We start from the raw sequence: 26111 nt of genomic DNA, 5'->3' as shown, positions 1-26111 counted from the left end.
TTTGAGGAAAAAGATCTAAGATAAGAGCAAAGAGTTCATGGAGGTGAAGGTATGATTCGTACTGTTCAAGTCAAAGATGCTCCTCAAATCAGAGATTTATGTCACCAAGCATTGGGGTATGATTCGACCCTTGAGAAAGTAGCAGCTCAGATTGATAAATTTAATTCGCCGGATTCGGATCATTTTTGCTTTGTTTATGAAGAGGACCAAACAGGCCATATTCTTGGTTATGTGGAAGCAGAAGTCTATGAAAGTCTTTATAGTGACGCCGGGCTTAATGTTTTAGGTCTAGCGGTTTTTCCATCTGCTCAAGGAGTGGGATTGGTCGCCAATTGATGGAGCGAGTTGAAGATCTTGCCAAAAGCAAGCATTATGCTTTTATCCGTTTAAATTCTGCCTCTCATCGAAAAGAAGCTCATGTCTTTTACGAACGAATAGGTTATGAGGGAAATAAAACGCAGAAGCGATTTTTGAAAATAATGAATTAAGATAGGCAAAGGCCTATCTTTTTTGTTATAATGAAGAGTACGATTAAATTTACTAGGAAGATGATTATGCCAAATTTTGAAGAATTAAAAAAACGACAAGAGAAGATTCGGAACTTCTCGATCATCGCCCATATTGACCATGGAAAGTCAACCTTGGCCGATCGAATTTTAGAAAAAACCGAAACCGTGTCTAGTCGGGAGATGCAAGCCCAACTTTTAGATAGTATGGACCTGGAGCGGGAACGTGGGATTACCATCAAGCTTAATGCTATCGAGTTGAACTACACGGCTAAAGATGGGGAAACCTATATCTTCCACTTGATTGACACACCAGGACACGTGGACTTTACCTATGAGGTTTCGCGGTCGCTCGCTGCCTGTGAGGGAGCCATTCTTGTAGTGGATGCCGCTCAAGGGATTGAAGCTCAGACTCTAGCCAACGTTTACTTAGCGTTGGACAATGATTTGGAAATCCTTCCAGTCATTAATAAGATTGACTTGCCAGCTGCAGATCCAGAACGGGTGCGCACAGAAGTAGAAGATGTCATCGGTCTAGATGCTAGCGAGGCAGTCTTAGCTTCTGCCAAGGCTGGTATCGGGATTGAAGAGATTTTGGAGCAGATCGTTGAGAAAGTTCCAGCACCGACGGGTGATGTTGAAGCCCCTCTTCAAGCCTTGATCTTTGACTCCGTTTATGATGCCTATCGTGGGGTAATCCTTCAGGTCCGAGTGGTCAATGGCATGGTCAAACCAGGCGATAAGATCCAACTCATGAGCAATGGCAAGACCTTTGATGTCACGGAAGTTGGGATTTTTACTCCTAAAGCAGTTGGACGTGATTTCCTTGCGACGGGAGACGTTGGCTATATTGCGGCCTCTATCAAGACCGTTGCGGATACCCGTGTCGGGGATACGGTGACCCTAGCGACCAATCCAGCAAGTGAGCCACTACATGGATACAAGCAGATGAACCCGATGGTCTTTGCTGGTCTTTACCCGATTGAATCTAACAAATACAATGATCTTCGGGAAGCTTTGGAAAAATTGCAATTGAATGACGCTAGTCTACAATTTGAACCGGAAACTTCTCAAGCTCTTGGATTTGGTTTCCGTTGTGGTTTCTTGGGACTTCTTCATATGGACGTTATTCAGGAGCGCTTGGAACGTGAGTTCAATATTGACTTGATCATGACAGCACCGTCTGTAATCTACAAGGTCAATTTGACAGATGGAGAAGCACTGGATGTCTCAAATCCTTCTGAGTTTCCAGATCCAACCAAGATCGCTTCGATCGAAGAACCGTATGTCAAAGCACAAATCATGGTGCCGCAAGAGTTTGTCGGGGCTGTGATGGAATTGGCTCAACGGAAACGCGGTGATTTTGTGACCATGGATTACATCGATGAAAATCGGGTGAATGTCATTTATCAAATCCCACTGGCGGAAATTGTCTTTGATTTCTTTGATAAATTGAAATCTTCTACTCGTGGCTATGCTAGCTTTGACTATGAGTTGTCTGAATACCGTCCATCTAAATTGGTTAAAATGGATATCCTTCTCAATGGCGATACCGTCGATGCCCTCAGCTTTATCGTTCACAAGGACTTTGCCTATGAACGTGGTAAGTTGATCGTTGAGAAACTCAAGAAGATTATCCCTCGTCAACAGTTTGAAGTGCCTATCCAAGCAGCCATCGGTCATAAGATCGTTGCCCGTACAGATATCAAGGCTCTTCGTAAGAACGTCTTGGCCAAGTGTTATGGTGGGGACGTCTCACGGAAACGCAAGCTTCTTGAAAAACAAAAAGCTGGTAAGAAACGGATGAAAGCGATTGGATCTGTAGAAGTACCACAGGAAGCCTTCTTATCTGTCTTGTCAATGGATGAAGAATAACAATTAGAGAGTGGGACAGAAATCGGTAATTCGTTAGAATTCGATTTCGTCGTCCCACCTCCGAACAGTTGAGTAGGGCTGTAAAAACTGATGAAATCAGCGTAGTAGAGCCCACTCAACCACTGCATCTTGCTCGACAATCCAAAAACAATTAAGAGGCTAGGACTTTTGTCCCAGCCTTTTGTTTTAGGCTTGAAAAAAATGAACTGAATTAGAAAGGTTGGATCAGATGTGACACTTATCCTATTTTAAAATACTCACTTTCATGGTAGACTAGAGGAAAGAAAACGTTCTCAAGGAGGTTGAGCATGAAACGTAAATTATTGGTCACATCATTGACGATTCTTTCTGCCTGCACACTAATGGCTTGTAGTCACACCTCTCAAAAGGACACAGCAGCTTCTTCTACAAAAGAAAGTGGCAGCAAAGTCGAAAAGCAAACAAGCAGCTCTTCGTCAAAGGATACTTCTTCTACAAAGAAAAACACTTCCAGTCAAGAAACCAAGCGGATTGGAAATGCAGATTATGGATACATCGATATTCCAAGTAAATGGTTCAAATTCACGGATATCGATGGGACAGAAGCGGTCCAATACACAGATGGAAGTGCCTATAACATTGTCACCTTGAACAGCTATACGCGGGAAAAAGCAAAAGTTCCTGCGGATATTGAATTTAATGCTGAATTTCTAGCCAAGAAACTGGCCGTAATGTGGCAAGATAACCAGGATGTTGGGAAGATGACGGGAGCGCGAACTAAAGTCGCAGGTCTGGACGCCTACCAGCTTCAAATTGTCATGAAATCTGGTCAATACCTGATTACCTGGATCTTCCAAAAGGGTGAAAAAGTCTATACCATTTCTTTTGAAGGAGATGCAGAAACATTGAAAACCTTTATCCCATACATTGAAGACACTTGGAGTCTGGATGGAACAGGCGCTGTAACGGATTAATCAAGTGAGATAGATCGCAGGATCTATCTTTTTTTAGAGTCTTTGTGGTATAATCTTTCTATTGTTTAGAAGAGGAAATAGAGGATGACACAGGAAATTGATATTGAAAAATACCATCAGTTAGCTCTCCAAAAGCAAAAGGAGCACCGCAAGATATTGGCGAATCTCAAGAAGAAGCTGCCTAAGAATTTAGATAAAATAGCGCAAGAAATCCACGATGAAGTTTTCCAAGAAATCGATTGTACGGCTTGTGCCAATTGCTGCAAGACCTTAGGGCCCGATTTTAAGGAAGCGGATATCACGCGGATTGCCAAGTATTTCAAGATGAAGCTTCCTGCCTTTGAGGCAGAATTTCTTCAAGTTGACGAGGATGGGGATAAGGTTTTTAAATCCATGCCTTGCCCTTTCTTAGGAGGAGATAACCTCTGTTCCATCTACGATGTTCGTCCGAAAGCTTGTCGGGAATTTCCTCACACCGATAGAAAGAAGATCTATCAGATCAACCATCTCACCATCAAAAATACGCTCACTTGCCCAGCAGCTTATTTATTTGTAGAAAAATTGAAAGATCGTTTGTAATGGCATATAAATTTTTACTTTTTGATTTGGACCATACCTTGTTGGATTTTGAATCTGCTGAAGAAACAGCTTTGACGCAGATGTTAGAAGACATGAATTTTCCATATGTAGAGGCCTTTAAAGATTACTACAAACCTATGAACCAAGGGCTCTGGAAGGATTTAGAACAAAAGAAGCTCACCAAACAAGAACTCGTGGATAGTCGATTTGCGATTGGGTTTGCCCACTTTGGGATCACAGTTGATGGGGCCGAGATGGCTCTTCGCTACCAGGATTACATCAGTCTTCAAGGGCAGTCTTTCCCAGGGGCGGAGGACTTACTGGCACGACTTGAAAAAGCAGGTTACCAGCTCTATGGTGCAACGAACGGAGTGACTGCCATTCAAGAAGGACGCTTAGCTCATTCTACCATCGCACCTTATTTTAAAGAGGTATTTATCTCTGAACAACTTCATACTCAGAAACCAGAACCTGCATTTTTTGACAAAGTAGGCCAGCTGATTCCAGGGTTTAGCAAGGAAGAGACCCTCATGATCGGTGATTCTTTGACAGCTGATATCGCAGGAGGGAATGCTGCAGGGATTGCTACCGTATGGTATAACCCTGATCATAAGGAAAATACCAGCCAGGTAGTGCCGACTTATACCGTTAGCAACTATCAAGAAATCGCCGATTTACTGATAAAATAAAAAAATTACATAGTGTCAAGTTTTTTTCTTGACAGGTCTATGAAATGTGTTATAATAGATCATGTGCTAAATAGCTTGTCTATTTCACCGAAATTAAAATATAGAAAAGAGACTTATAAAAATGGCAGTTAAAATTCGTTTGACTCGTATGGGTTCTAAGAAAAAACCTTACTACCGTATCAACGTAGCAGATTCACGTTCACCACGTGATGGACGTTTCATCGAGACAGTTGGAACTTACAATCCACTTGTTGAAGAAAATCAAGTAACTTTGAAAGAAGACCGCGTTCTTGCATGGTTGGCTGATGGAGCTCAACCTTCAGATACAGTTCGCAACATCCTTTCAAAAGCTGGTGTGATGAAGAAATTCCACGATTCTAAATTCTCAAAATAATTTTTAAAGTAGGTTGATGTATGGATACGATTGAAAATCTCATTATTGCAATTGTGAAACCCTTGATTTCACAACCGGATGCTTTAACCATCAAGATCGAAGATACTCCTGAATTCTTGGAGTACCATCTTGACCTTGATCCTAGCGATGTTGGTCGTGTAATCGGTCGAAAAGGTCGCACCATTTCTGCGATAAGAACGATTGTCTACTCTGTCCCAACTGAAGATAAAAAAGTAAGAATCGTTATTGACGAAAAATAAAAAGGCGGGACTTGGTCCCGTTTTTTGTTGCAAGGAGAAAGAATGAAAGAAGTGACTATTCGGCAGTTACAAGCCTATTTACAAGAACATTACCAGAATACCCGGACGGAAGAAGGTTTGTTTATCAAGCTGGTTGAAGAGGTTGGCGAAGTAGCCGAGGTGTTAAATGGACGTTCTGGACGGAAAGCGGGTGTCCAAGATTCAAATGAGGAATTGGCTAAAGAACTAGCTGATATCATTCACTACACGGTCGCTATCGCGGCCATTAATGAAATCGACCTTACTAAAACTATCTTTGAAAAAGATAAAACAGCAGCCGTAAAATACCAGCACGAGCGGGATTTGGAGCAGTTTCTAGCAGATAAGTCCATTTGAGAAAATCTCTTGAACGTGATAAAATAGAGTGAATAAACTACACTGGAGAAATCATGAATTACTTTAATGTCGGGAAAATTGTCAATACCCAAGGCTTACAAGGAGAAATGCGGATCTTGTCTGTGACAGACTTTGCAGATGAACGCTTTAAAAAAGGAGCTGAGTTGGCTCTTTTTGATGAGAAGGATCGTTTTGTCCAAACAGTGACCATTGCCAGTCATCGCAAGCACAAGAACTTCGACATCATCAAGTTTAAGGATATGTACCATATCAATGCCATCGAAAAATTCAAAGGCTTTAGCCTCAAGGTTGCGGAAGAAGACTTGACAGATTTGGAGGATGGCGAGTTTTATTACCATGAGATCATCGGACTTGATGTTTATGAAAATGACCAACTAATCGGTCAGATCAAGGAAATCCTGCAACCAGGTGCTAATGATGTCTGGGTCGTGAAACGCAAAGGTAAACGCGACCTTCTCTTGCCTTATATCCCACCAGTGGTGCTCAATATCGATATCCCAGGAAACCGGGTGGATGTAGACATCTTAGAAGGGTTAGACGATGAAGATTGATATTTTAACCCTCTTTCCAGAGATGTTTTCTCCCCTTGAGCATTCGATTGTCGGAAAGGCGCGTGAAAAGGGACTCCTTGAGATCAACTACCATAATTTCCGTGAAAACGCGGAGAAGGCGCGCCATGTGGACGATGAACCCTATGGTGGCGGGCAAGGCATGCTTCTACGAGCTCAACCCATTTTTGATGCCTTTGATGCGATTGAGAAAAAGAATCCGCGCGTGATCCTGCTGGATCCTGCTGGTCGGACCTTTGACCAATCTTATGCAGAAGAGTTGGCTCAGGAAGAAGAATTGATCTTTATCTGTGGTCACTATGAGGGCTACGACGAGCGGATCAAGACCTTGGTGACGGATGAGATTTCTCTTGGAGATTATGTACTAACAGGTGGCGAGCTAGCGGCCATGACCATGATCGATGCGACGGTCCGCTTGATTCCAGAAGTGATTGGAAAAGAGTCCAGTCACCAAGATGACAGTTTCTCCTCTGGCCTTCTAGAATACCCTCAATACACACGTCCTTATGAATACAGAGGGATGACCGTTCCAGATGTCCTCATGAGTGGTCACCATGAAAATATCCGTCAGTGGCGCCTCTATCAGAGTTTGAAAAAGACCTTAGAACGTCGTCCAGACTTGCTAGAAAACTATGAGTTGACAGCAGAAGAAGAGAAGATATTGGAACAAATTAAACAAGAAGACTAACAGCGTCAGCTGTTTTTCTTTTGCCTCAAAAATTTATGAAAAAAACTTTTTAAACCTACTAGTTATTGGTAACAAAATGTGGTATGCTAAGGGGTAGAGAAACTTCAAGAAAATGATTAAGTTTTGGGGGTGAGTTTAATGGGAAAGAAATTAGGAAAATCGGTTTTCACGACTGGGATTGCTGCAACAACGGTCCTATCTGGTATGTTTAATCACAAGGCTAGTGCGGAAGAGGTGAAGCAAAATGAAAATCCAGAAACCAACAGCACGGAAGTAGTCGAAAAACCAATTACGGTTGATGAGTTGAAGCAAATTACTGCCCAAAAAGGGCAAGTGGTGAAAGATGTCCACTACCAAGAGCAAAAAGTGATCGATGCTCAAACGGAAGTCAAGGCGGCTGGGCAAGAGCTGGAAGAAAAGAAAGCAGAAGTGACGGATGCGGAAAACCTCATCGCAACGACATCGGATGCCCAAGTTCAGAATGCAGAAAATGACGTCAAGGTGGCTCAAGCCTATGTGACTATCGAAGAAAATAAGGTTCGAGAAGCAGAAGCTGCCCATGACCAAGTCGTAGAGGCTGTTCGTCAACAGGAAAATCAGGTTACTGCTCAGGAATCTTTGGTCGATGTAGCACAAAATGAATTGAACCAAGCCAAAGCACCGATTTCAAATGATGAGAATGTGCTCAACCAGGCTTTGTTGGAGCAAAGTCAAGTCGAGCAAAGTATCCGAGAATCTCAGAATTACCTTGCAACCTTGCAAGCGAGTCAGCAGACTGGCTCAGATACAGTGGCTCAAATTGAGAGCGACATTCAACTGGCTCAAACACGTCTGACAGATTTGAAAGCGGTCATCTCAACCAAGGAAGCAGAATTGGCAGCCTTAGAACAAGCCGCGGCCAATAGCCCAGTTCAGTTAAGTCAAGCAACCTATGAAGGTTACTTGCAACACTTAGCTGACAATGGCAATGAAGCTGCAGCGAGTGCTTTAGCCCTCTACAAGCGTGGTCGGGAAGAAGATGGCTTGACGGTTGGAGAGTCTGGATCTTTGCAAGCTAACCTTCGTGCTCTTGAAATTGCGGATGCCATCAATAGCTATCGTCGCAATGCCGGCTTGCCTGAATTGGAGCTGGATCCTTATTCCCTTCCTGCCAGTCAAGTACAGTTGGAATACTTCAAGAAAGCCAACTGGCATATGTTTAAGTATTTGCCAAACGAGAACATCGCTTATGGTTTCTCACCTGCTGGTGCGGTTGACTTTTGGTACAATGAAAAAGCGGCTTATCAAGAAGTAGCGGCTCAATATGGTCTACCGACAGACGAAACACAAATCGATGCCAACGATATCTATATGAAGATTGGGGCTGAGGCATTTGCTAAGGTTGGTCACTACCTCCAAATGGTAGACAACAAAGCGACAGCTTTATCAGTCGCTTATGACCCTAGCAATGCCATGTCAGAAGCAGCTTTCTTACACAGCCCAGTCAATTCAGCAGTGTCAACCAGTGCACTCGCTTACCAATTGCGTCAGGGAGCTGGGGCTACGACGACAAGATCAGATGTCAAAGCAAAATCTGATGAAGTCGCTAATCTCAAGCTGGACAAGGCCAATCAAGAGTCACAAATCATTATCTTGCAAGGCAAGTTAGAAGATGCCCGCCATGCTAATTCAAATGTGGCAGTAGAGATGGCCAATGTCCAAAAGACCATCCAAAATTACAAAATTCTTCTCGTTAGCAAGGACCATGCGGTTGAAAAGGCGAAGGCGACTCTTGATGTATCTCGAGGTCGGATTGAAGCAGCTATCCAGCCAAAAGAAGCAGCCCTTCAAAAAGCGAAGGATTTGTTAGCGGCTGCGCGTGAGAAATTAGATCTTTTAAAAGCAGAAGAGGCAGAAAAAGCCCAAGTCGTTCAAGAAGCGCATGAGGGCTTGAAGGCGGCGCAAGAGCGCCTGGTTGCAGCTGAAAAACGTCTTTCTGACTTTAAAAATGCACCAGAATTATTGGTCAAAGCCCAATCCGTTTTATCAGCTGCGGTGGCTAATTTAGAGAATAAAAAAGAAAAATTGGAAGCAGAATTTACAACCCTTCAATCTTATCAAAGTGTTGTGGAGCTGTTGAATTCCCAATATGAAGATCTAGCCTCACGGATGGATCCAGCTATTTTAGAAGCAGCAGATATGCCAATGGATATCCGCTCAAGCAATCCAACAACTTTCTCGGATAGACCAACCGTTCTTCCAACAACTACCAATAGTCCGCAAGTGCAAGCACCAACAGCTACTCCGGCGCCAAAACAAGAAGCTAAAGTAGAAGAAATTAAACCGAAAAAAGAAAACAGCCAAGCTGTGGCTGGAACTGATTCCTCCAAATATGCAGCAGCAACAACAGGTGTTGCCGTCGGGCTACTTGCTGGATTGTTTGGTTTCAAGAAAAAGAAACAATCTTCAAAAAATGATTAAGACATACCGAAGATAGAGTGAATGCTTAGACACTTTATTGCTTAAACTCTTCAAAGAAGATTGATGAGGGTGGGAAAAGAACTCGCTTAACAAAATGAGTTCTTTCCTACTCTTTTTTTGTACACTTTTAGAATGTTTGAAAGAAAATGATAGAAAATGATAAAAAGTGTTGACATTTTTTGGAGATGGAGTATAATAATCCTTGTAATCGATTGCAAAAGGAGGAGAAATGCTTAAGTCTGAACGAAAACAATTCATCCTCGAGAAGGTACTGAAGGAAAAATTTGTTTCCTTAGAAACCCTTGTACAAGAGCTGGGGACGTCTGAATCAACGGTTCGACGTGACTTGGATGAATTAGAAGCTGAAAGTAAACTTCGCCGGGTTCACGGCGGTGCGGAAAGCCTGCATTTTCTTCAAGAGGAAGAAAGCAATAAAGAAAAATCTATCAAAAACATTCAAGTTAAGTCAAAGATCGCTGTAAAAGCAGCGGAATTGATCAAAGATCATGATGTGATCTTTATCGATGCCGGGACGACCAATGAACTTTTGGTACAAGAAATTGTCAATCCAACGGTAACCGTGGTGACCAACTCGATTCACCATGCGACCAAGTTGGTCGAGCGAAATGTTCCAACGGTCATCATCGGTGGGAAGGTAAAATCTTCAACAGATGCTAGTATCGGAGGGATCGCGCTCAATCAGATCGGTCAGTTGAATTTTGACAAAGCCTTTCTTGGTATGAATGGAATCGATGATGAATTTTACAGCACTCCAGACCTGGAAGAAGGATCTGTCAAGCGTGCGATTATCGAAAATGCGAAAAAAACCTATATCCTAGCGGATGATTCGAAAATTGGGGTGACATCCTTTGTCAAAGTGGCTCCTATCAAGCGAGCAATGATTATCACCAATCAAAGTGAACCGCAACGATTAAAGGTTTTAAAAGAAAAAACGGAGGTTATAGAGGTTTGATTTATACAGTTACACTGAATCCAGCAATTGACTATATTGTCCGTCTCGATCATGTAGAGACCGGAGCGGTCAATCGGATGGCTTCGGAAGATAAATTCGCCGGTGGTAAGGGAATCAATGTCAGTCGTGTCTTGAAACGTCTCGATATCGAGAACACAGCGACGGGATTTATCGGTGGTTTCACTGGACGCTTCATCGAAGACGTACTGACTAGCGAAGCCATTTCAACCAACTTTGTGACAGTAGACCAAGATACACGGATCAATGTCAAGATCAAAGCTGATGAGGAAACAGAGATCAATGGGAATGGCCCAGAAGTGACGGAAGCTCAGTTGCAAGAATTGCTCAACATCTTATCGAGCTTAACAGAAGATGATGTTGTAGTCTTTGCAGGATCTGCTCCATCTTCACTCGGCAATGCCATTTACAAAGAATTGATCGCAGCAACTCGTGCGACAGGTGCGCAAGTGGTTTGCGACTTTGAAGGGCAAACCTTGATTGATTCCTTGGAGTTCAATCCCCAATTGGTCAAACCAAACAACCATGAATTGGGAGATATTTTTGGCGTTACCTTGACGGAATTGCCAGAAATTGAACGCTATGCCAAAGAAATCTTGGCCAAAGGAGCACAAAACGTCATTATTTCCATGGCGGGTGATGGTGCTCTTCTGGTCAGTCCTAGTGGCACTTACTTCGCAAAACCAATTAAAGGTCAAGTGAAGAATTCTGTCGGGGCTGGAGATTCCATGGTGGCAGGCTTCACTGGGAAGCTCGCAACGACGGGAGATGTTATCGAAGCCTTCAAATGGGGTGTGGCTTGCGGAACAGCAACCACCTTCTCAGATGATTTGGCAACAGCTGATTATATAAAAGAAACTTATGAAAAAGTAGAGGTAGAAAAACTATGAAAATTCAAGACGTTTTAAATAAAAACGTGATGTTGTTTGACCTTCAAGCAACAGATAAAGAGGGCGTGATCAATGAGATGGTCCAATCGCTCGTTGACAAAGGTGTGGTGACAGATTTTGACACCTTCAAGGCTGGAATCATGAACCGTGAAGCACAAACTTCAACTGGTTTGGGTGACGGAATTGCTATGCCCCACAGCAAAAATGAAGCAGTTAAAGAAGCTACAGTCTTGTTTGCAAAATCAAACAAGGGTGTGGACTATGCATCGCTTGATGGTCAACCAACAGACTTGTTCTTCATGATCGCAGCTCCAGAAGGAGCAAACGACACTCACTTGGCAGCCCTTGCTGAATTGTCTAAGTACTTGATGAAACCAGGATTTGCGGACAAACTTCGCCAAGCAAGCACTCCTGATCAAGTGATCGCAGCCTTTGATGCAGAAGAACAAGAAGCTGCAGCTGAAGAAGCGAAAAAAGCAGAAGCAGTCAAAGAAGCAGCCTCATCTGACAAACCATTGATCGTTGCCGTTACAGCATGTACAACAGGGATCGCCCACACTTACATGGCAGAAGAAGCCCTCATCAAAAAAGGGGAAGAAATGGGTGTTACGGTCCGCGTTGAAACAAACGGGGCATCTGGTGTCGGCAACCGCTTGACAGCTGAAGAAATCGCAAAAGCAGAAGGGGTTATCATCGCAGCGGACAAAGCAGTTGAAACCGCTCGTTTCGATGGCAAAAAATTGATCTCTAAACCAGTCGCAGCTGGTATCCGTCAGACAGAAGAATTGATCCAAACCATCTTGGATGGCAAAGCAGATGTCTTCCACGCTGAAAATGCTGCCCAAACTAGCGCTAGCCAAGAAAAATTGAGCTTGGGTGGAGCCTTCTACAAACACTTGATGAGTGGGGTTTCTCAAATGCTTCCATTCGTTATCGGTGGTGGTATCTTGATCGCCCTTGCCTTCTTGATTGACCAAGTTATGGGTGTACCTCAAGATCAATTGTCTAGTCTTGGTTCTTATCATGTATTAGCAGCACAATTTAAAACAATTGGTGGAGTAGCCTTTGGCTTCATGCTTCCTGTACTTGCAGGTTACATTGGATTCTCAATCGCTGAAAAACCTGGTTTTGTAGCAGGGTTTATCGCTGGATCTATTGCTAGCTCAGGGTCAGCATTTGGAAATATCGCCTACGGTGCTGCTAAAGGTGAATTACCAGCAGCCGTATCATCAGGTTTCCTTGGAGCTTTGGTAGGTGGTTTCCTTGCAGGTGGAGTTGTTCTCTTACTTCGCAAAGCCCTTGCAGGTCTTCCACGTTCACTCGATGGTATCCGTTCAATCCTTCTCTTGCCATTGCTTGGTGTTGGTTTGACAGGATTCTTGATGTTCCTCATCAATATTCCAATGGCTGCTATTAATACTGGTCTTAACAACTTCCTTTCAAGCTTGTCAGGTAGCTCAGCTGTCCTTCTTGGACTTCTCGTCGGCGGTATGATGGCTGTCGATATGGGTGGACCAGTTAACAAAGCCGCTTATGTCTTCGCTACAGGTACACTTGCTGAATCTGTTGCTTCAGGTGGTTCTATTGTTATGGCAGCTGTTATGGCAGCTGGTATGGTTCCTCCATTGGCAGTCTTTGTGGCTACAGTTTTGTTCAAAGACAAATTTACTAAAGAAGAACGCGATTCTGGTTTGACTAACATTGTTATGGGTCTTTCCTTCATCACAGAAGGTGCCATTCCATTCGGTGCAGCTGACCCAGCGCGTGCGATTCCAAGCTTCATCGTAGGTTCAGCTTTGACAGGTGCCCTTGTTGGTCTTGCAGGCTTGAAACTCATGGCTCCTCACGGAGGTATCTTCGTTATCGCCCTTACTTCAAATCCACTTCTTTACATCTTGTTCGTATTGATCGGTGCAGTCGTAAGTGGTATCTTGTTCGGATTGCTTCGCAAACCTAAAAACTAAATATGATTAAAAGGTTGGGAATGCCCAACCTTTTTTATTGCGCAAAAACACCAACTAGTGATGAAGTTGCATATCTCTATAGATTTCGATATGATAGTAGAAAGCATTTTTCTTGGAGGATCAATGAGAAAAAAGAAGAAAATTCTCATATTGGGATTTACAGCAATTGCGTTATCAGGAGTGGTAATTATCGGTTCTCAACATCCAAACTTGTTTTCAATTAGTAGTCATCAAGCGAATCAAGTCAGTCCTAAGGAACAACAGTTAGAAGATGTAAAGAAGCATGCGAAAGAAATTGAAGATTTTGTAAAATCGTTAAGTCCTAAAGTTGAATCTGTCCAGATTGCTTGGGATGAAACGCAATGGGATGAGATAGGAAATGGTACGCCACAAGGAGGTGGCTATATGTTAACACTGCGAGGAAAGGTGAATCAGAATGAACAAACGAAATTCATGGTTGGCTTTTCTTTAGATAATGCTACCAGCACACCAAAGGAATTTGGAATTTATGAGATGCAACCCATAAGAATTTATAGGGATGGCGGTTGGTATTATTATGACTAATCGTCATTCAAAAGTCTTTATCTTGTTTTTTCGATCCTTACAAAAGAGTTAGCGAAGAATTGAGCAAAACAAGTTAAAGACCGGCCAAACTTCCCTGGGCTTTTCTTCTTGTACAAGTGAAAAAATCACCTCATTCGGCGTTGGTATCTTGAGCTGAATTATGATATAATAAGCCTATCGCATATTTTTAGGAGAATAAAAATGGATATTCAACGTGAAAAAGAATTTGTCAGCCAATACCACTATGACGCTCGTAATTTTGAGTGGGAAAAAGAAAACGGCATCCCTGAAACAAAAGTAGATGTAAACTTTCAATTGATCAATCGTGATCAAGAACAAAACACGACTTCCTTGATTGTCATCTTGAGCTACATGATCGTTTTTGACGGTTTTGTGATCAGTGGAACCATCACTCAAATCAACCACTTGTTTGGTCGTTATGTCAATGAACCAAGCGAATTCAGCAAAGACGAAGTGGAAGAATTGGCTCGCCCTTGCTTGAATATGCTCAACCGTTTGACTTATGAAGTCACAGAAATTGCCCTCGATTTACCGGGTATTAATTTGGAGTTTTAATCAATGAAATTAGCAGTGATCACGGATTCGTCTGCCTATTTAACGCAAGACGTACTCCATCACGACGACTTATTTATTTTAGAGATCCCGATCTATATCGATGGGGAGTCTTATGTTGAAGGGAAGAACCTGACACACGATGAGTTCTACCAAAAGATGGCTGCATCTAAGGAATTGCCAAAGACTAGCCAACCGAGTGTGGCAGAGTTAGAAGAAGTCTTATCTGGTTTGACAGCTAAGGGCTATACACATGCTATCGGTCTTTTCTTGTCATCTGGTATTTCTGGTTTCTACCAAAATATCCAATATTTGAAGGACGAATTTGAAGGCTTGACCGTCGAATTTCCGGACTCAAAAATCACCAGTGCTCCTCTAGGGATGATGGTAGAAGACTGCTTGAAATGGGCTGGTGAAGGCCGTTCCTTCGACGAGATTGTTGCCAATGTCCAACACCAGATTGATGGAACCTCTGCCTATATCATGGTGGATGATTTGAACCACTTGGTTAAAGGTGGTCGTCTGTCAAATGGGGCTGCCATTCTTGGGAACCTCTTGAGCATCAAGCCTATTCTTCATTTTAATGATGAAGGCGTGATTGAGGTCTTTGAGAAAGTCCGGACGGAAAAGAAAGCCATGAAACGCTTGGTAGAGATTGTTGTATCAGATATCGCAGATGGTCATTACCAAGTCTTTGTCATCCATGCCAATGTCCCTGAAAAAGCAGAAGCACTTCGCCAACTGCTCATTGAAGAAGGAGTGGAAGGTGACATTCCTTTTGCGACTTTTGGAGGGGTTATTGGGACGCACTTAGGTGACCATAGCTTAGCAGTTGGGTATATCCCTATCGTTTAAGGAGAATTCTATGTCCATTAAAGTCATTATCGCAGGTTTCAAGGGAAGAATGGGACAAGCAGCCTACAAGATGGTTTCTGAAGATCCTGAGTTAGAATTAGCTGGCTTGATCGATCCATTTACTGATGAGACAGAGGTTGTAGGAGTCCCTGTCTTTAACCGCAAAGAAGATGTCGCGGGTCTAGAGGCAGATGTTTGGGTGGACTTTACCATGCCCAAGGTTGCTTACGAAAATACTCGCTTTGCAATTGAAAATGGCTTTGCGCCTGTTGTGGGAACGACTGGTTTCACTCCTGATCAGATCCAAGAATTGACAGACCTTTCACGTGAAAAGGGCTTGGGTGGCTTGATCGCTCCGAACTTTGCCATTGGAGCCGTGCTCTTGATGCAATTTGCAGCGCAAGCAGCCAAGTATTTCCCGAATGTAGAAATTATCGAATTGCACCACGATAAGAAAAAAGATGCACCGAGTGGAACAGCGATTAAGACCGCTGAGTTGATCTCTGAGAAGCGCGATAAGATCCAGCAAGGTGCAGCAGATGAAGAAGAGTTGATGCCTGGAGCAAGAGGGGCAGAGTTTGAAGGGATGCGCATCCATTCGGTTCGATTGCCTGGCCTAGTGGCTCATCAAGAGGTGATTTTTGGTAGCCAAGGCGAAGGGTTGACTCTCCGTCATGATTCCTATGATCGTGTTTCCTTCATGACAGGAGTAAATCTAGGGATTAAAGAAGTTGTCAAGCGTCATGAGCTTGTCTATGGTTTGGAACACTTACTATGAGATTAGAAAAGATGCCTTCTGAGTTTCAGGAGGCTTTACCAATATTAGAGAAGATTAAAGCAGCTGGTTTTGAGGCCTATTTTGTTGGGGGATCTGTCCGAGATGCCCTCTTGGATCGTCCAATTCACGATGTCGATATCGCGTCCTCCTCTTACCCAGAAGAGACCAAGGCGATTTTTGATCGCACAGTGGACGTCGGTATCGAACATGGGACTGTCTTAGTTCTTGAAAATGGTCAAGAATATGAAATTACGACCTTCCGGACGGAGGATGTCTATGTCGATTATCGCCGTCCGAGCTCCGTGTCTTTTGTACGCTCGCTTGAAGAAGACCTCAAGCGTCGTGATTTTACGGTCAATGCCTTTGCCTTAAATGAAAAAGGAGAAATTGTTGACCTCTTTCATGGACTAGAAGATTTAGAAAACAAGGTTCTTCGGGCCGTTGGGCTTCCTCATGAACGGTTTAACGAAGATGCACTCCGGATCATGCGAGGATTTCGTTTTCAAGCCAGTCTCGGCTTTGAATTAGAAGAGGCGACCTTTGATGCCATGAAGGAGTGTGCTCCCTTACTAGAGAAGATTTCCGTAGAGCGTACCTTCATCGAGTTTGATAAACTCTTGCTTTCTCCATACTGGAGACAGGGCTTGGAGGCTATGCTAGCCAGTGGAGCCTATCACTATCTGCCAGAGATGAAGGATCGTAAAGCAGCGATCGAGCGTTTGTTTGACATAGAGTTGGAATATACCTTTTCAACTTCTGAGCAAGCCTGGGCTGCTCTGGTCTTAGCACTAGAGATTCAAGATATTCCAAAATTCTTTAAGAAATGGAAGACCTCTAGAGACTTTGCCAAGACGGTGGAGCAGATCGTGGAGATTCTGAAGCTCCGAGAAAATGGAAGTCTAGACAAGCGTGCCTGCTACAAGTATGAGAAGCGTTTGTTGCTACTAGCTGAAGAGCTCCGGGAAGCGTATGCCTTGAGTGTGGATTATTTGGCCATTGAGCGCGTTTATGATAGCTTGACCATTCATGATAAGCATGAAGTAGTGGTCAATGGCGGTATGCTGATCAAAGACTACGGCTTTCAACCAGGTCCAGCCTTAGGAGACATTTTGACAAAGATCGAATATGCCATTGTCGATGGGGAACTGGCCAATGAAAAAGAGGCCATCATCGCCTATATCCAGCAAGCAAAAGAGGAGGAAAAATGAGCGATTTTATTGTCGATAAATTAACCAAATCTGTCGGAGATAAGACCGTCTTTCGTGAGATTTCCTTTATCATTCACGACTTGGATCGGATCGGATTGATCGGGGTCAATGGGACTGGAAAAACCACGCTGTTAGATGTATTGTCAGGTCGCTCTGGCTTTGATGGAGATGTGAGTCCTTTTTCTGCCAAGAGTGATTATACGATTGGCTATTTGACGCAGGAACCAGACTTTGATGATCAAAAGACGGTTCTGGATACGGTGCTATCTAGTGATTTACGTGAAATGCAGCTGATTCGCGATTATGAATACTTGATGGCGGATTACCGAGAAGAGAACCAAGCACGTCTGGAAAAGGTCATGGCGGAGATGGATTCACTCAATGCTTGGGAGATCGAGAGTCAGGTCAAGACGGTCCTTTCAAAGCTTGGAATTGAAGATTTGAACGCCAAAGTTGGAGATCTATCTGGAGGCTTACGTCGTCGGGTGCAACTGGCCCAAGTTTTGCTATCTCACCACGATCTGCTCTTACTAGATGAGCCGACCAACCACCTAGACATTGATACCATCGAATGGTTGACCAATTTCTTAAAAAACTCTAAGAAAACTGTGCTTTTCATTACCCACGATCGCTATTTCTTGGATAATATCTCAACAGGGATCTTTGAGTTGGATCGAGCTAGCTTGATCGAGTATCAGGGAAACTACCAGGATTATGTTCGCTTAAAGGCTGAGCAAGATGAGCGTGATGCGGCCCTTCTTCATAAGAAGCAGCAACTCTATAAGCAGGAGTTGACCTGGATGCGGCGTCAACCCCAGGCGCGTGCGACCAAGCAACAAGCACGGATCAATCGATTCCATGATCTCAAGCAAGACTTGTCTGGTCAAAGCAGCCAGACGGATTTGGAGATGAACTTTGAGACCAGCCGAATCGGAAAGAAAGTCATCGAGTTTAAAGATGTGAGTTTTGCTTTTGAAAACAAGCCGATTTTACAGGACTTTAACCTCTTGGTGCAAAATAAGGACCGCATTGGGATCGTTGGGGATAATGGCGTCGGCAAGTCCACCCTACTCAATCTGATCGCTGAGCGACTGCAGCCTCAGTCTGGGCAGGTCATTATCGGGGAAACCGTGCGGGTGGCTTATTTCTCTCAACAGATTGATGGGTTGGATGAAAGCAAGCGCGTGATTAATTTCCTCCAGGAAGTTGCTGAGGAAGTGAAGACGACCGTTGGGACGACTTCGATTGCTGATCTCTTGGAGCAATTTCTCTTCCCACGCTCTATGCACGGAACCTTGATCGAAAAACTCTCCGGTGGGGAGAAGAAGCGCCTCTTTCTCTTAAAACTTTTGATTGAAAAACCCAATGTGCTTCTCCTCGATGAGCCGACCAATGACTTGGATATCGCAACCTTAACGGTTTTGGAAAACTTCCTTCAAAACTTTGGAGGTCCCGTCATTACCGTTAGCCACGACCGCTATTTCCTAGACAAAGTGGCAAGCAAGATCCTGGCTTTTGAAAACGGGGGCATTCGTGAGTTCTTTGGCAATTATACGGATTACCTGGATGAAAAAGCCTTTGAAGCAGCTCAAGTAACAGCCAGTCACAAGGTTGAAAAAGAGAAACCTGTTAAGCCAAAAGAAGAGAAGAAGCGCATGAGCTACATGGAAAAGCAGGAGTGGGCGAGTATTGAAGCAGATATCGAAGCCATTGAAAATCGGATCGCAGAGATTGAAGTGGAGATGAATGAAAACGGCTCTGACTTTGGCAAATTGTCAGCCCTTCAAAAGGAATTGGATCAGGAAAATGAGCGATTGCTTGAGAAGTACGATCGTTATGAATACCTGAGTGAATTAGATGAATAAGGAGGCCCTATGAATCAATTGAACCGGATATCCCTTGGGATTTCAGCCACTATTTTTACCATTATTGGTATCGTCTTGTTTATCAATCCAATTGAGCACATCGGCTCATTTAGCTGGTTGATTTCCTGTGGCTTCTTTTTAATTTCCCTTTCGCGTTTTTCACGCTATTACCGATTGCGCCAAGCTGGTATCATTCAGCAGCAACAGCTCTTCCACAGTATGGTCGCCTTAGTTTTTGCGGTCTACTTACTGCTCTATGGCTACAAGACCTTGCCGATTGTCTTTCCAGTTACCTTAGGAATTTGGCTGATCTACCGTTCGATTTTAAACTTCCGAAAAGCTAATTTCTACTCGAGAAAGGTTGAAGAACTGTCCAAGCGTTATATCTTCTTTGCCTTGCTACAGCTCTTCATCGGTTTATTCTTAATTGTTAGTCCGCTCTCGATAAGCGTCTTTCTATTAAATATTATTGGTTTGATTTTCCTCATTTTAGGATTTCAATCCTTTAGTCTCTTGTTAAAAAGTTAAGAAAAGTTACGTGCAAACCTTTGCGTTTGATAAAAAGTCTGATATAATAGATCTGTAAGTGTTTACAAGTTTGAAAGGAGTTACAGATGTCTAAAAAAATTATTGGGATTGACCTTGGGGGAACTTCAATTAAGTTTGCCATCCTTACTTTGGATGGGGAAGTTCAAGAAAAATGGTCTATTAAAACAAATATCTTGGATGAAGGTAGCCATATCGTAGATGATATGATCGAATCCATCGCGCATCGTTTGAAAATGCTTGAGCTGGATGCTTCTGAATTCCAAGGAATTGGAATGGGTTCACCTGGTGTCGTTGACCGTGAAAAAGGTACAGTTATCGGTGCCTACAACTTGAACTGGAAGACTCTTCAACCAGTCAAAGAAAAGATCGAAAGTGCCCTTCATATTCCATTCTTTATCGATAATGATGCCAACGTTGCTGCTTTGGGTGAACGTTGGAAAGGGGCTGGTGAAAACCAACCAGATGTCGTATTCATGACACTTGGTACAGGTGTCGGCGGTGGTATCGTCGCTGAAGGTCGTCTCTTGCATGGTGTACGTGGAGCTGCTGGTGAGCTTGGTCACATCACTGTTGACTTTGATGATCCAATCCAATGTACCTGTGGTAAAAAAGGCTGTCTTGAAACGGTTGCCTCAGCAACTGGTATCGTCAACTTGACTCGTCGTTATGCCGATGAGTACGAAGGGGACTCTCAATTGAAAGTCTTGATCGACAATGGAGAAGAAGTAACGGCTAAAACGGTCTTTGACCTGGCAAAAGAAGGTGACGCTCTTGCTTTGATCGTCTATAAGAACTTCTCACGTTATCTTGGACTTGCTGCTGCCAACATCGGTTCAACCTTGAACCCATCTAAGATTGTTATCGGTGGTGGGGTTTCCGCTGCTGGAGACTTCCTCTTGGATGGTGTGCGCAAAGTCTTTGAAGAAAACTCATTCCCACAAGTGCGTGAATCGACTCAATTGGCACTTGCTACTTTGGGAAATGATGCCGGTGTGATCGGTGCTGCATCCCTTGTATTACAATAAGATGAAATGGAGATCTGGCTCGTGCTGGGATCTCCTTTTTTTCTGCCTCCTGTGATATAATGAAGACAAAACTGGATTCAAGGAGAGTATATGACAAAAGCAGATACAATTTTTAAAGAAAACATTCGAAAAATCATGGAAGAAGGGGTCTGGTCAGAGCAGGCGCGCCCTAAGTACAAGGATGGTAGAACGGCCAACTCCAAGTACATCACGGGAGCCTTTATGGAATTTGACCTCGCAAAAGGTGAGTTTCCTATCACGACCCTTCGTCCCATCGCGATTAAATCAGCTATCAAAGAAATGCTCTGGATCTACCAGGATCAGTCGAATAGCCTGGATCTTTTAGAAGACAAGTACAATGTCCACTACTGGAATGACTGGGAAGTGGGAGATAGCCGGACAATCGGTCAGCGCTATGGAGCTGTTGTCAAAAAGCATGACATTACGAATAAAATCCTCAAGCAATTAGAGGCTAATCCTTGGAATCGCCGCAATATCATCTCGCTCTGGGATTATGAAGCTTTTGAGGAGACGGAAGGTCTCTTGCCCTGTGCTTTCCAGACTATGTTTGACGTACGGCGCGTGGATGGGGAGATCTATCTAGATGCGACCCTGACCCAGCGTTCGAATGATATGTTGGTAGCTCACCATATCAATGCCATGCAGTATGTAGCCCTACAGATGATGATTGCTAAGCACTTTGGCTGGAAGGTTGGGAAGTTCTTTTACTTCATTAATAACCTTCATATCTATGACAACCAATTTGAACAAGCAGAGGAATTGCTCCGTCGCGAGCCCTCTGATTGCCAACCGCGCTTGGTTTTGAATGTTCCAGACGGGACCAATTTCTTTGATATCAAACCAGAAGATTTTGAACTGGTCGATTATGATCCAGTAAAGCCACAGTTAAAGTTTGATCTTGCGATTTAGTGATAAATCAAGGTTTTTTGATGCCCTTATCTATGGCTGAAATCCTTTTAGCTCTAAAAGGATTTCAGCTGAAAATTTTTACTCATTTTTCAGTTAAAATGTTTTGAATATCGTTCGGATTTTGTTAAAATAGGTAAGGTTTGGAAAAAACTAAACAAATTTAAATAGAATGTTAATTTATAGATAAATATGGAGGTCCATTAAATGGGGAAAGACTTATTTAATGATCGTATTAGCAGATTCTCGATTCGTAAATTGAATGTGGGTGTTTGCTCAGTACTTTTGGGGACACTTGTCATGGTTGGGACAGCCGCAAGTGCAGCCGCAGAAGAAAAGACAGATACGACAAGTGAAAGTGTAGCAGCAGTTGCTACAGCGTCTGAAGCGCCAGCAACTTCAGCAGCTACTTCAGTGGCATCCACAGCTGAAACAACGAGTACAGCTGCAACAACTTATGAAGCAAGCCCAGCTGTAACTTCAACAGCAGCTTCAACTAGTGAAGCAAGTAGCACAAGTACAGCAACTTCAGCAACATCAAGTGCACCAGCTACTTCAGCAACACCAAGCTTGGAAGTTGCTACACCAGAAAACAAGGCAGGAGAAGCAACTTCAACAACTGCAGATAAGAAAGAGGAAGTTGCGGCAGGTGTCGAAGCACCAGCAACTACTAATACACCTTCAACAGAGGAAACAAGAGGCCGTCGCCGTACTCGCCGTGCTTTGGGTGATACCAATGATCCAAACTTAATTGGGGATGATGTAGAAGATGCAACATCAACTCCAAAAGTTGAAAAGCCTGGCTTTACAACAGATCTTGATGCCAAATCTATGGCTAGCCAGATTACTTGGTTGGACTTTGGAGATGTAGCTAACTGGACAGGAACAACTACAACATTAGTTCCTAAAAGTGAACTTAAACCAACTGAAAACTTAGAAGAGAAATTAGCTCTTCAAGTTGGGGCTACCTATACCAAGGAAATCATGCCTGGTTATGTAGTTACTGTAAAAGTCAAATCCTTGAAACCTTTCCAAGCGACTGAAATCTATAAGAAACGGATGGAAAATCAAGGGGCTACAGAAGCTGAAAAAGCAACCTATGATCCAAATGCAAAAAATGGTTATGTAAGTGGAGTCACTTCAAATGCTGCTAAGCAAGCTTTTAACAATGGTGAAGAAGCCAAAATCGTCGCTGATGCCCAAAATAATTGGACTGAAATCAGATTTGAGAATATTGATACGAAAACCAAGAAGACTACCATAAGTTCAGCTTTGAATGGTGGAAATATTGGAGTTCAGTTTGAAATCTCTGCAACCTTCCGTGGCAAGACAGTTAAGCCAGCTATTGTTATGGCTGATGGGGAGTCTGCTAACCCAGGTGAATTAGTTATGTTTACTACCAATGGAGAAGGTTGGCAGCATATTGGAGAATGGAAAAAGTTTACCAGACCAAAAACTTCTGTAACTTATGAACCACAAGATACTGAAAATCTTTTTGGACCTAATCCTAAATTTAATAATACCAACTTAAACCAACTTCGTAGATCTACTGAAGTTGGACCAGAAAAGAAACCAGTAGCTTGGAAATACTTTGGAAATCCTGACAAAGTTACCGGTGGTTTAGGAACCGGTATCTTTGGACCAAACATTTCTGAAGGAAATAGAACGGTTCCAATCGTAATGACGCGCGGAGCATCTGAAGTGGGACTTTACATCGCTTCAGGTGGTAAACAGTCTGCTATGCTAGGATTCTTCCCACTTGATGAAGGGGATGCTCCTGAGTCATACGGTAAGGCAGTTCATACCATTGCAACTGTAGATGGCGTTACTGGAGCTAAAGTAAATCAACCGTATCTTGGTAACGTGAGTCCTGATATGGATGAGAATACGACTCTCGACTGGTTCGGTGATGATAAGGCAACTACGGCCGATGAAGGAATTAACCAATTGCTTCCAGATGAGCTTAAAGGTACAACCAATGAGATGATCAAGATGGACCGTACACGCCCAGGTAACTACAAGCTGTCAGTTCAAGCTCATACAGATGGAGCTTCAGAAGCACATATCTATGGTTGGGTAGACTTTAACCAAAATGGTAAATTCGATGAGGATGAACGCTCAAATCTCGCTACAATCACACAAGATGGCACTGTTGAGTTGACCTTTGCAAATAGCAAGACTTATATCGACCCTAGCGTTAAAGAACTAGGTGCTCGTGTTCGTATTGCCAAGAAAGCTACCGAGATTGAGAGCCCAACTGGTATGGCCTTCTCAGGGGAAGTAGAAGACTTCAAGACTCAAATTACCCACCCACCAAAAGGGGAATTTAAGGAAACTTCTGGTCCTCAAGGTGCCAAACAAACAGCAACAGTAACCTTTACAGCTCGTGGTGAACACAAGTATGAACGTAATTCTACTGCTGTTATTGATGAAACGGTAGAACCATACATCGTTGACAAAGATGGCAACCGTGCAACGCTTGATGCAGATGGTTACTATGTTGTACCAGGTCAAGGTAAATACAAGATCACTGCCAATGGTAAAGACGTAGACGTTGAATTTATCCCAGAAGATAACTTCCTTGGAACAGCTGATGGTATTTCTATTCGTCGTTCAGATAACAATGGCTACGATACTGGTTGGTCAACCAAATTCCCAGATCAAGAACCTAACATTAATGGTCAGTTGAATACCATGGATGGTCAATACGTTCCAACAGTCACTCCGATTGAAATCGAAGGAGTTGACAAGACATCGACTGATGTTCAAGGAGCAACTCAAAAAGAAACACCGACCTTTAATACTACAGAAACAAATGCTAATGGAGATAAGATTTCCATTGCTCCTAGTGCAGAATATCCAGCTAAGTTAGTAGATCCAGCAACAGGTCTTATCACGGAAGCTACGTCTGTAACAGTGGCAGGTGAAGGAACATATACGATCAAACCTTCAACAGGTGAAGTGTCGTTTGTGCCTGAACCAAGCTTTACTGGTACTGCAAATGGTGTTACTGTTTCATTATCAGCTCCAGTTGGTCGAAACAAGGATGGTGTTGTTCAACCTGAGTACATCAAATCAGCTGAAGCTAAATACACACCAACGGTTACTCCTATCACAGTGACTCCAACAGACAAAGTTTCTGCGGATGTTCAAAACGTTCCTCAAACCCAAACACCAACCTTTGATTTGAGTAACGACAAGACTGCTGAAATCACTAACAAGAAATTGGTGGATCCAGCAACTGGTCAACCAACTGATGAAACAACTGTAACAGTAGCAGGGGAAGGTAGCTATACAATCGATCCTACTACAGGAGCGGTGACCTTCACACCTGAAAAAGACTTTGTTGGTACTGCAAAAGGAGTAACTGTTCAGGCAACTGCTACTATTACAAATGCTAATGGTAAGACTGCAACCATTACTTCAGATGCGACCTACACACCAACTGTTGTGCCAGCAGTTCCAACTGCAAACCCTGCAACTTCTAAAGATGTTCAAGGGGCAACTCAAACCGGTACACCAACCTTTGCAGGAACAACCGTTCAAGTAAATGGTGAAGATAAAGCTATTACCATTAAAGACAATAGCTACACATTGCTAGATAAAGATGGTAACGAAGTTTCAACGACACCAGCTTATGCGGCAGACGGTACAACCGTGATCGGTAACTTCACAATTGACCCAGCAACTGGTCAAGTAACTTTCACACCGACTGATAAATCATACACTGGTGCAGTCACACCAGCCAAGGTTCAAGCTGAAAGCTCAAACGGTATCAAGGTTGATACAACTTACACACCAGAAATCGTTCCAGTAACCCCAACAGCAACACCAGCTGAAACAAAAGACATCCAAGGTGCTACTCAAACAGGTAAACCTGAATTCAAGGGTGGAACTGTAACGGTTGATGGCGTTGAGAAGACTGTTGATATCAATGAAGATGTTTCAGCGACATTTGGCGATGGCTCAACAACTAAGACCGTTGAAGGTGTTGGTACTTACACAGTAGCAGCAGACGGTACTGTTACATTTGTACCAGAAAAATCATTCGTTGGAACTGCTCCAGCAGTGACGGTTGTTCGTGAAGATAAGAACGGAACCAAAGCCTCTGCAACTTATACACCAACAGTATTGCCAGTAACTCCAACAGCTACACCAGCTGAAACAAAAGACATCCAAGGTGCTACTCAAACAGGTAAACCTGAATTCAAGGGTGGAACTGTAACGGTTGATGGCGTTGAGAAGACTGTAGCCATCAATGAAAATGTTCCAGCAACCTTCGATGATGGTTCAACTACGAAGACTGTAGACGGTGTAGGTACTTTCACAGTAGCTGCAGATGGAACAGTAACCTTCGTTCCAGAAAAAACATTCATCGGTACAGCACCTGCTGTAACTGTTGTCCGTGAAGATATGAACGGAACTAAGGCTTCAGCGACTTACACACCAACCGTAACACCAGTTACACCAACAGCAACTCCTGCTGAAACAACAGATATCCAAGGTGCCACACAAACTGGTAAACCTGTATTTACTGAAGGCGATAGCCGTGT

At 43.2% G+C, this 26111-nt stretch carries 23 protein-coding genes and 1 pseudogene; all 24 read left to right on the top strand.

Going from position 1 to position 26111, the window contains the following annotated elements:
* The first annotated feature begins 51 nt into the window (after positions 1-51).
* Positions 52-488 (top strand): annotated as a pseudogene (locus HMPREF2904_RS09465) (GNAT family N-acetyltransferase).
* Between the two features lie 66 nt (positions 489-554).
* Positions 555-2381 (top strand): translation elongation factor 4, encoded by a 1827-nt coding sequence (gene lepA / locus HMPREF2904_RS09460; protein ID WP_009731117.1) that lies wholly within the window; start codon positions 555-557, stop codon positions 2379-2381.
* 308 nt (positions 2382-2689) lie between these two features.
* Positions 2690-3334: a hypothetical protein gene (locus tag HMPREF2904_RS09455; protein ID WP_070594857.1), complete on the top strand. Its 645-nt coding sequence runs from the start codon at positions 2690-2692 to the stop codon at positions 3332-3334.
* An 84-nt stretch (positions 3335-3418) separates the two neighbouring features.
* Entirely contained in the window at positions 3419-3913 is a 495-nt protein-coding gene (locus tag HMPREF2904_RS09450; RefSeq protein ID WP_070662269.1) for a YkgJ family cysteine cluster protein, read from the top strand.
* Positions 3913-4602: a pyrimidine 5'-nucleotidase PynA gene (locus tag HMPREF2904_RS09445; protein ID WP_070662267.1), complete on the top strand. Its 690-nt coding sequence runs from the start codon at positions 3913-3915 to the stop codon at positions 4600-4602. Before HMPREF2904_RS09450 ends, HMPREF2904_RS09445 begins: the two co-directional genes overlap by 1 nt.
* Positions 4603-4723: 121 nt before the next feature.
* Positions 4724-4996 carry a 30S ribosomal protein S16 gene (gene rpsP, locus HMPREF2904_RS09440; protein ID WP_003007475.1) on the top strand — a complete coding sequence of 91 codons (273 nt, stop codon included), beginning with the start codon at positions 4724-4726 and terminating at the stop codon, positions 4994-4996.
* 20 nt (positions 4997-5016) lie between these two features.
* Positions 5017-5256: an RNA-binding protein KphA gene (gene kphA, locus HMPREF2904_RS09435; protein WP_003001620.1), complete on the top strand. Its 240-nt coding sequence runs from the start codon at positions 5017-5019 to the stop codon at positions 5254-5256.
* A gap of 42 nt (positions 5257-5298) precedes the next feature.
* On the top strand, positions 5299-5631 hold the full coding sequence (locus HMPREF2904_RS09430) for a MazG nucleotide pyrophosphohydrolase domain-containing protein (protein ID WP_049507369.1): 333 nt from the start codon (positions 5299-5301) through the stop codon (positions 5629-5631).
* Positions 5632-5684: 53 nt separating this feature from the next.
* Positions 5685-6203: a ribosome maturation factor RimM gene (gene rimM / locus HMPREF2904_RS09425; RefSeq protein WP_003007471.1), complete on the top strand. Its 519-nt coding sequence runs from the start codon at positions 5685-5687 to the stop codon at positions 6201-6203.
* Positions 6193-6909 (top strand): tRNA (guanosine(37)-N1)-methyltransferase TrmD, encoded by a 717-nt coding sequence (gene trmD / locus HMPREF2904_RS09420; protein WP_070662266.1) that lies wholly within the window; start codon positions 6193-6195, stop codon positions 6907-6909. Before rimM ends, trmD begins: the two co-directional genes overlap by 11 nt.
* A 138-nt stretch (positions 6910-7047) precedes the next feature.
* Positions 7048-9369 carry a CAP domain-containing protein gene (locus HMPREF2904_RS09415; RefSeq protein WP_070662264.1) on the top strand — a complete coding sequence of 774 codons (2322 nt, stop codon included), beginning with the start codon at positions 7048-7050 and terminating at the stop codon, positions 9367-9369.
* 229 nt (positions 9370-9598) lie between these two features.
* Positions 9599-10342 carry a DeoR/GlpR family DNA-binding transcription regulator gene (locus HMPREF2904_RS09410; protein WP_031573070.1) on the top strand — a complete coding sequence of 248 codons (744 nt, stop codon included), beginning with the start codon at positions 9599-9601 and terminating at the stop codon, positions 10340-10342.
* Entirely contained in the window at positions 10339-11250 is a 912-nt protein-coding gene (gene pfkB, locus HMPREF2904_RS09405) for a 1-phosphofructokinase (protein WP_070662261.1), read from the top strand. Before HMPREF2904_RS09410 ends, pfkB begins: the two co-directional genes overlap by 4 nt.
* Positions 11247-13214 carry a PTS fructose transporter subunit IIABC gene (locus HMPREF2904_RS09400; RefSeq protein ID WP_070662258.1) on the top strand — a complete coding sequence of 656 codons (1968 nt, stop codon included), beginning with the start codon at positions 11247-11249 and terminating at the stop codon, positions 13212-13214. Before pfkB ends, HMPREF2904_RS09400 begins: the two co-directional genes overlap by 4 nt.
* Before the next feature lie 123 nt (positions 13215-13337).
* Positions 13338-13778 carry a hypothetical protein gene (locus tag HMPREF2904_RS09395; RefSeq protein WP_070662255.1) on the top strand — a complete coding sequence of 147 codons (441 nt, stop codon included), beginning with the start codon at positions 13338-13340 and terminating at the stop codon, positions 13776-13778.
* A gap of 201 nt (positions 13779-13979) precedes the next feature.
* A complete protein-coding gene (locus HMPREF2904_RS09390; RefSeq protein WP_003001888.1) occupies positions 13980-14354 on the top strand; it encodes a DUF1149 family protein in 375 nt (124 codons plus the stop codon).
* 3 nt (positions 14355-14357) lie between these two features.
* Positions 14358-15206 (top strand): DegV family protein, encoded by an 849-nt coding sequence (locus tag HMPREF2904_RS09385; protein ID WP_070662252.1) that lies wholly within the window; start codon positions 14358-14360, stop codon positions 15204-15206.
* Between the two features lie 10 nt (positions 15207-15216).
* Positions 15217-15984 carry a 4-hydroxy-tetrahydrodipicolinate reductase gene (gene dapB, locus HMPREF2904_RS09380; protein ID WP_070662249.1) on the top strand — a complete coding sequence of 256 codons (768 nt, stop codon included), beginning with the start codon at positions 15217-15219 and terminating at the stop codon, positions 15982-15984.
* Positions 15981-17192: a CCA tRNA nucleotidyltransferase gene (locus HMPREF2904_RS09375; protein ID WP_070662246.1), complete on the top strand. Its 1212-nt coding sequence runs from the start codon at positions 15981-15983 to the stop codon at positions 17190-17192. Before dapB ends, HMPREF2904_RS09375 begins: the two co-directional genes overlap by 4 nt.
* Positions 17189-19057 (top strand): ABC-F family ATP-binding cassette domain-containing protein, encoded by a 1869-nt coding sequence (locus tag HMPREF2904_RS09370; RefSeq protein WP_070662244.1) that lies wholly within the window; start codon positions 17189-17191, stop codon positions 19055-19057. Before HMPREF2904_RS09375 ends, HMPREF2904_RS09370 begins: the two co-directional genes overlap by 4 nt.
* Before the next feature lie 9 nt (positions 19058-19066).
* Positions 19067-19585, top strand: coding sequence for a hypothetical protein (locus HMPREF2904_RS09365; RefSeq protein ID WP_024055631.1), 519 nt, complete (start codon positions 19067-19069; stop codon positions 19583-19585).
* An 86-nt stretch (positions 19586-19671) separates the two neighbouring features.
* Positions 19672-20631, top strand: a complete 960-nt coding sequence (locus HMPREF2904_RS09360) for an ROK family glucokinase (RefSeq protein ID WP_021153285.1) — start codon at positions 19672-19674, stop codon at positions 20629-20631.
* A gap of 90 nt (positions 20632-20721) precedes the next feature.
* Positions 20722-21561, top strand: a complete 840-nt coding sequence (locus tag HMPREF2904_RS09355) for a thymidylate synthase (RefSeq protein ID WP_070662241.1) — start codon at positions 20722-20724, stop codon at positions 21559-21561.
* A gap of 204 nt (positions 21562-21765) precedes the next feature.
* On the top strand, positions 21766-26111 hold a 4346-nt coding region (locus HMPREF2904_RS12050; protein ID WP_256263288.1), incomplete at its 3' end, for a CshA/CshB family fibrillar adhesin-related protein.

The sequence above is a fragment of the Streptococcus sp. HMSC072G04 genome, assembly GCF_001813295.1.
Classification (GTDB): Bacteria; Bacillota; Bacilli; order Lactobacillales; family Streptococcaceae; genus Streptococcus.
This window is presented reverse-complemented; position numbering and strand designations above follow the sequence as displayed.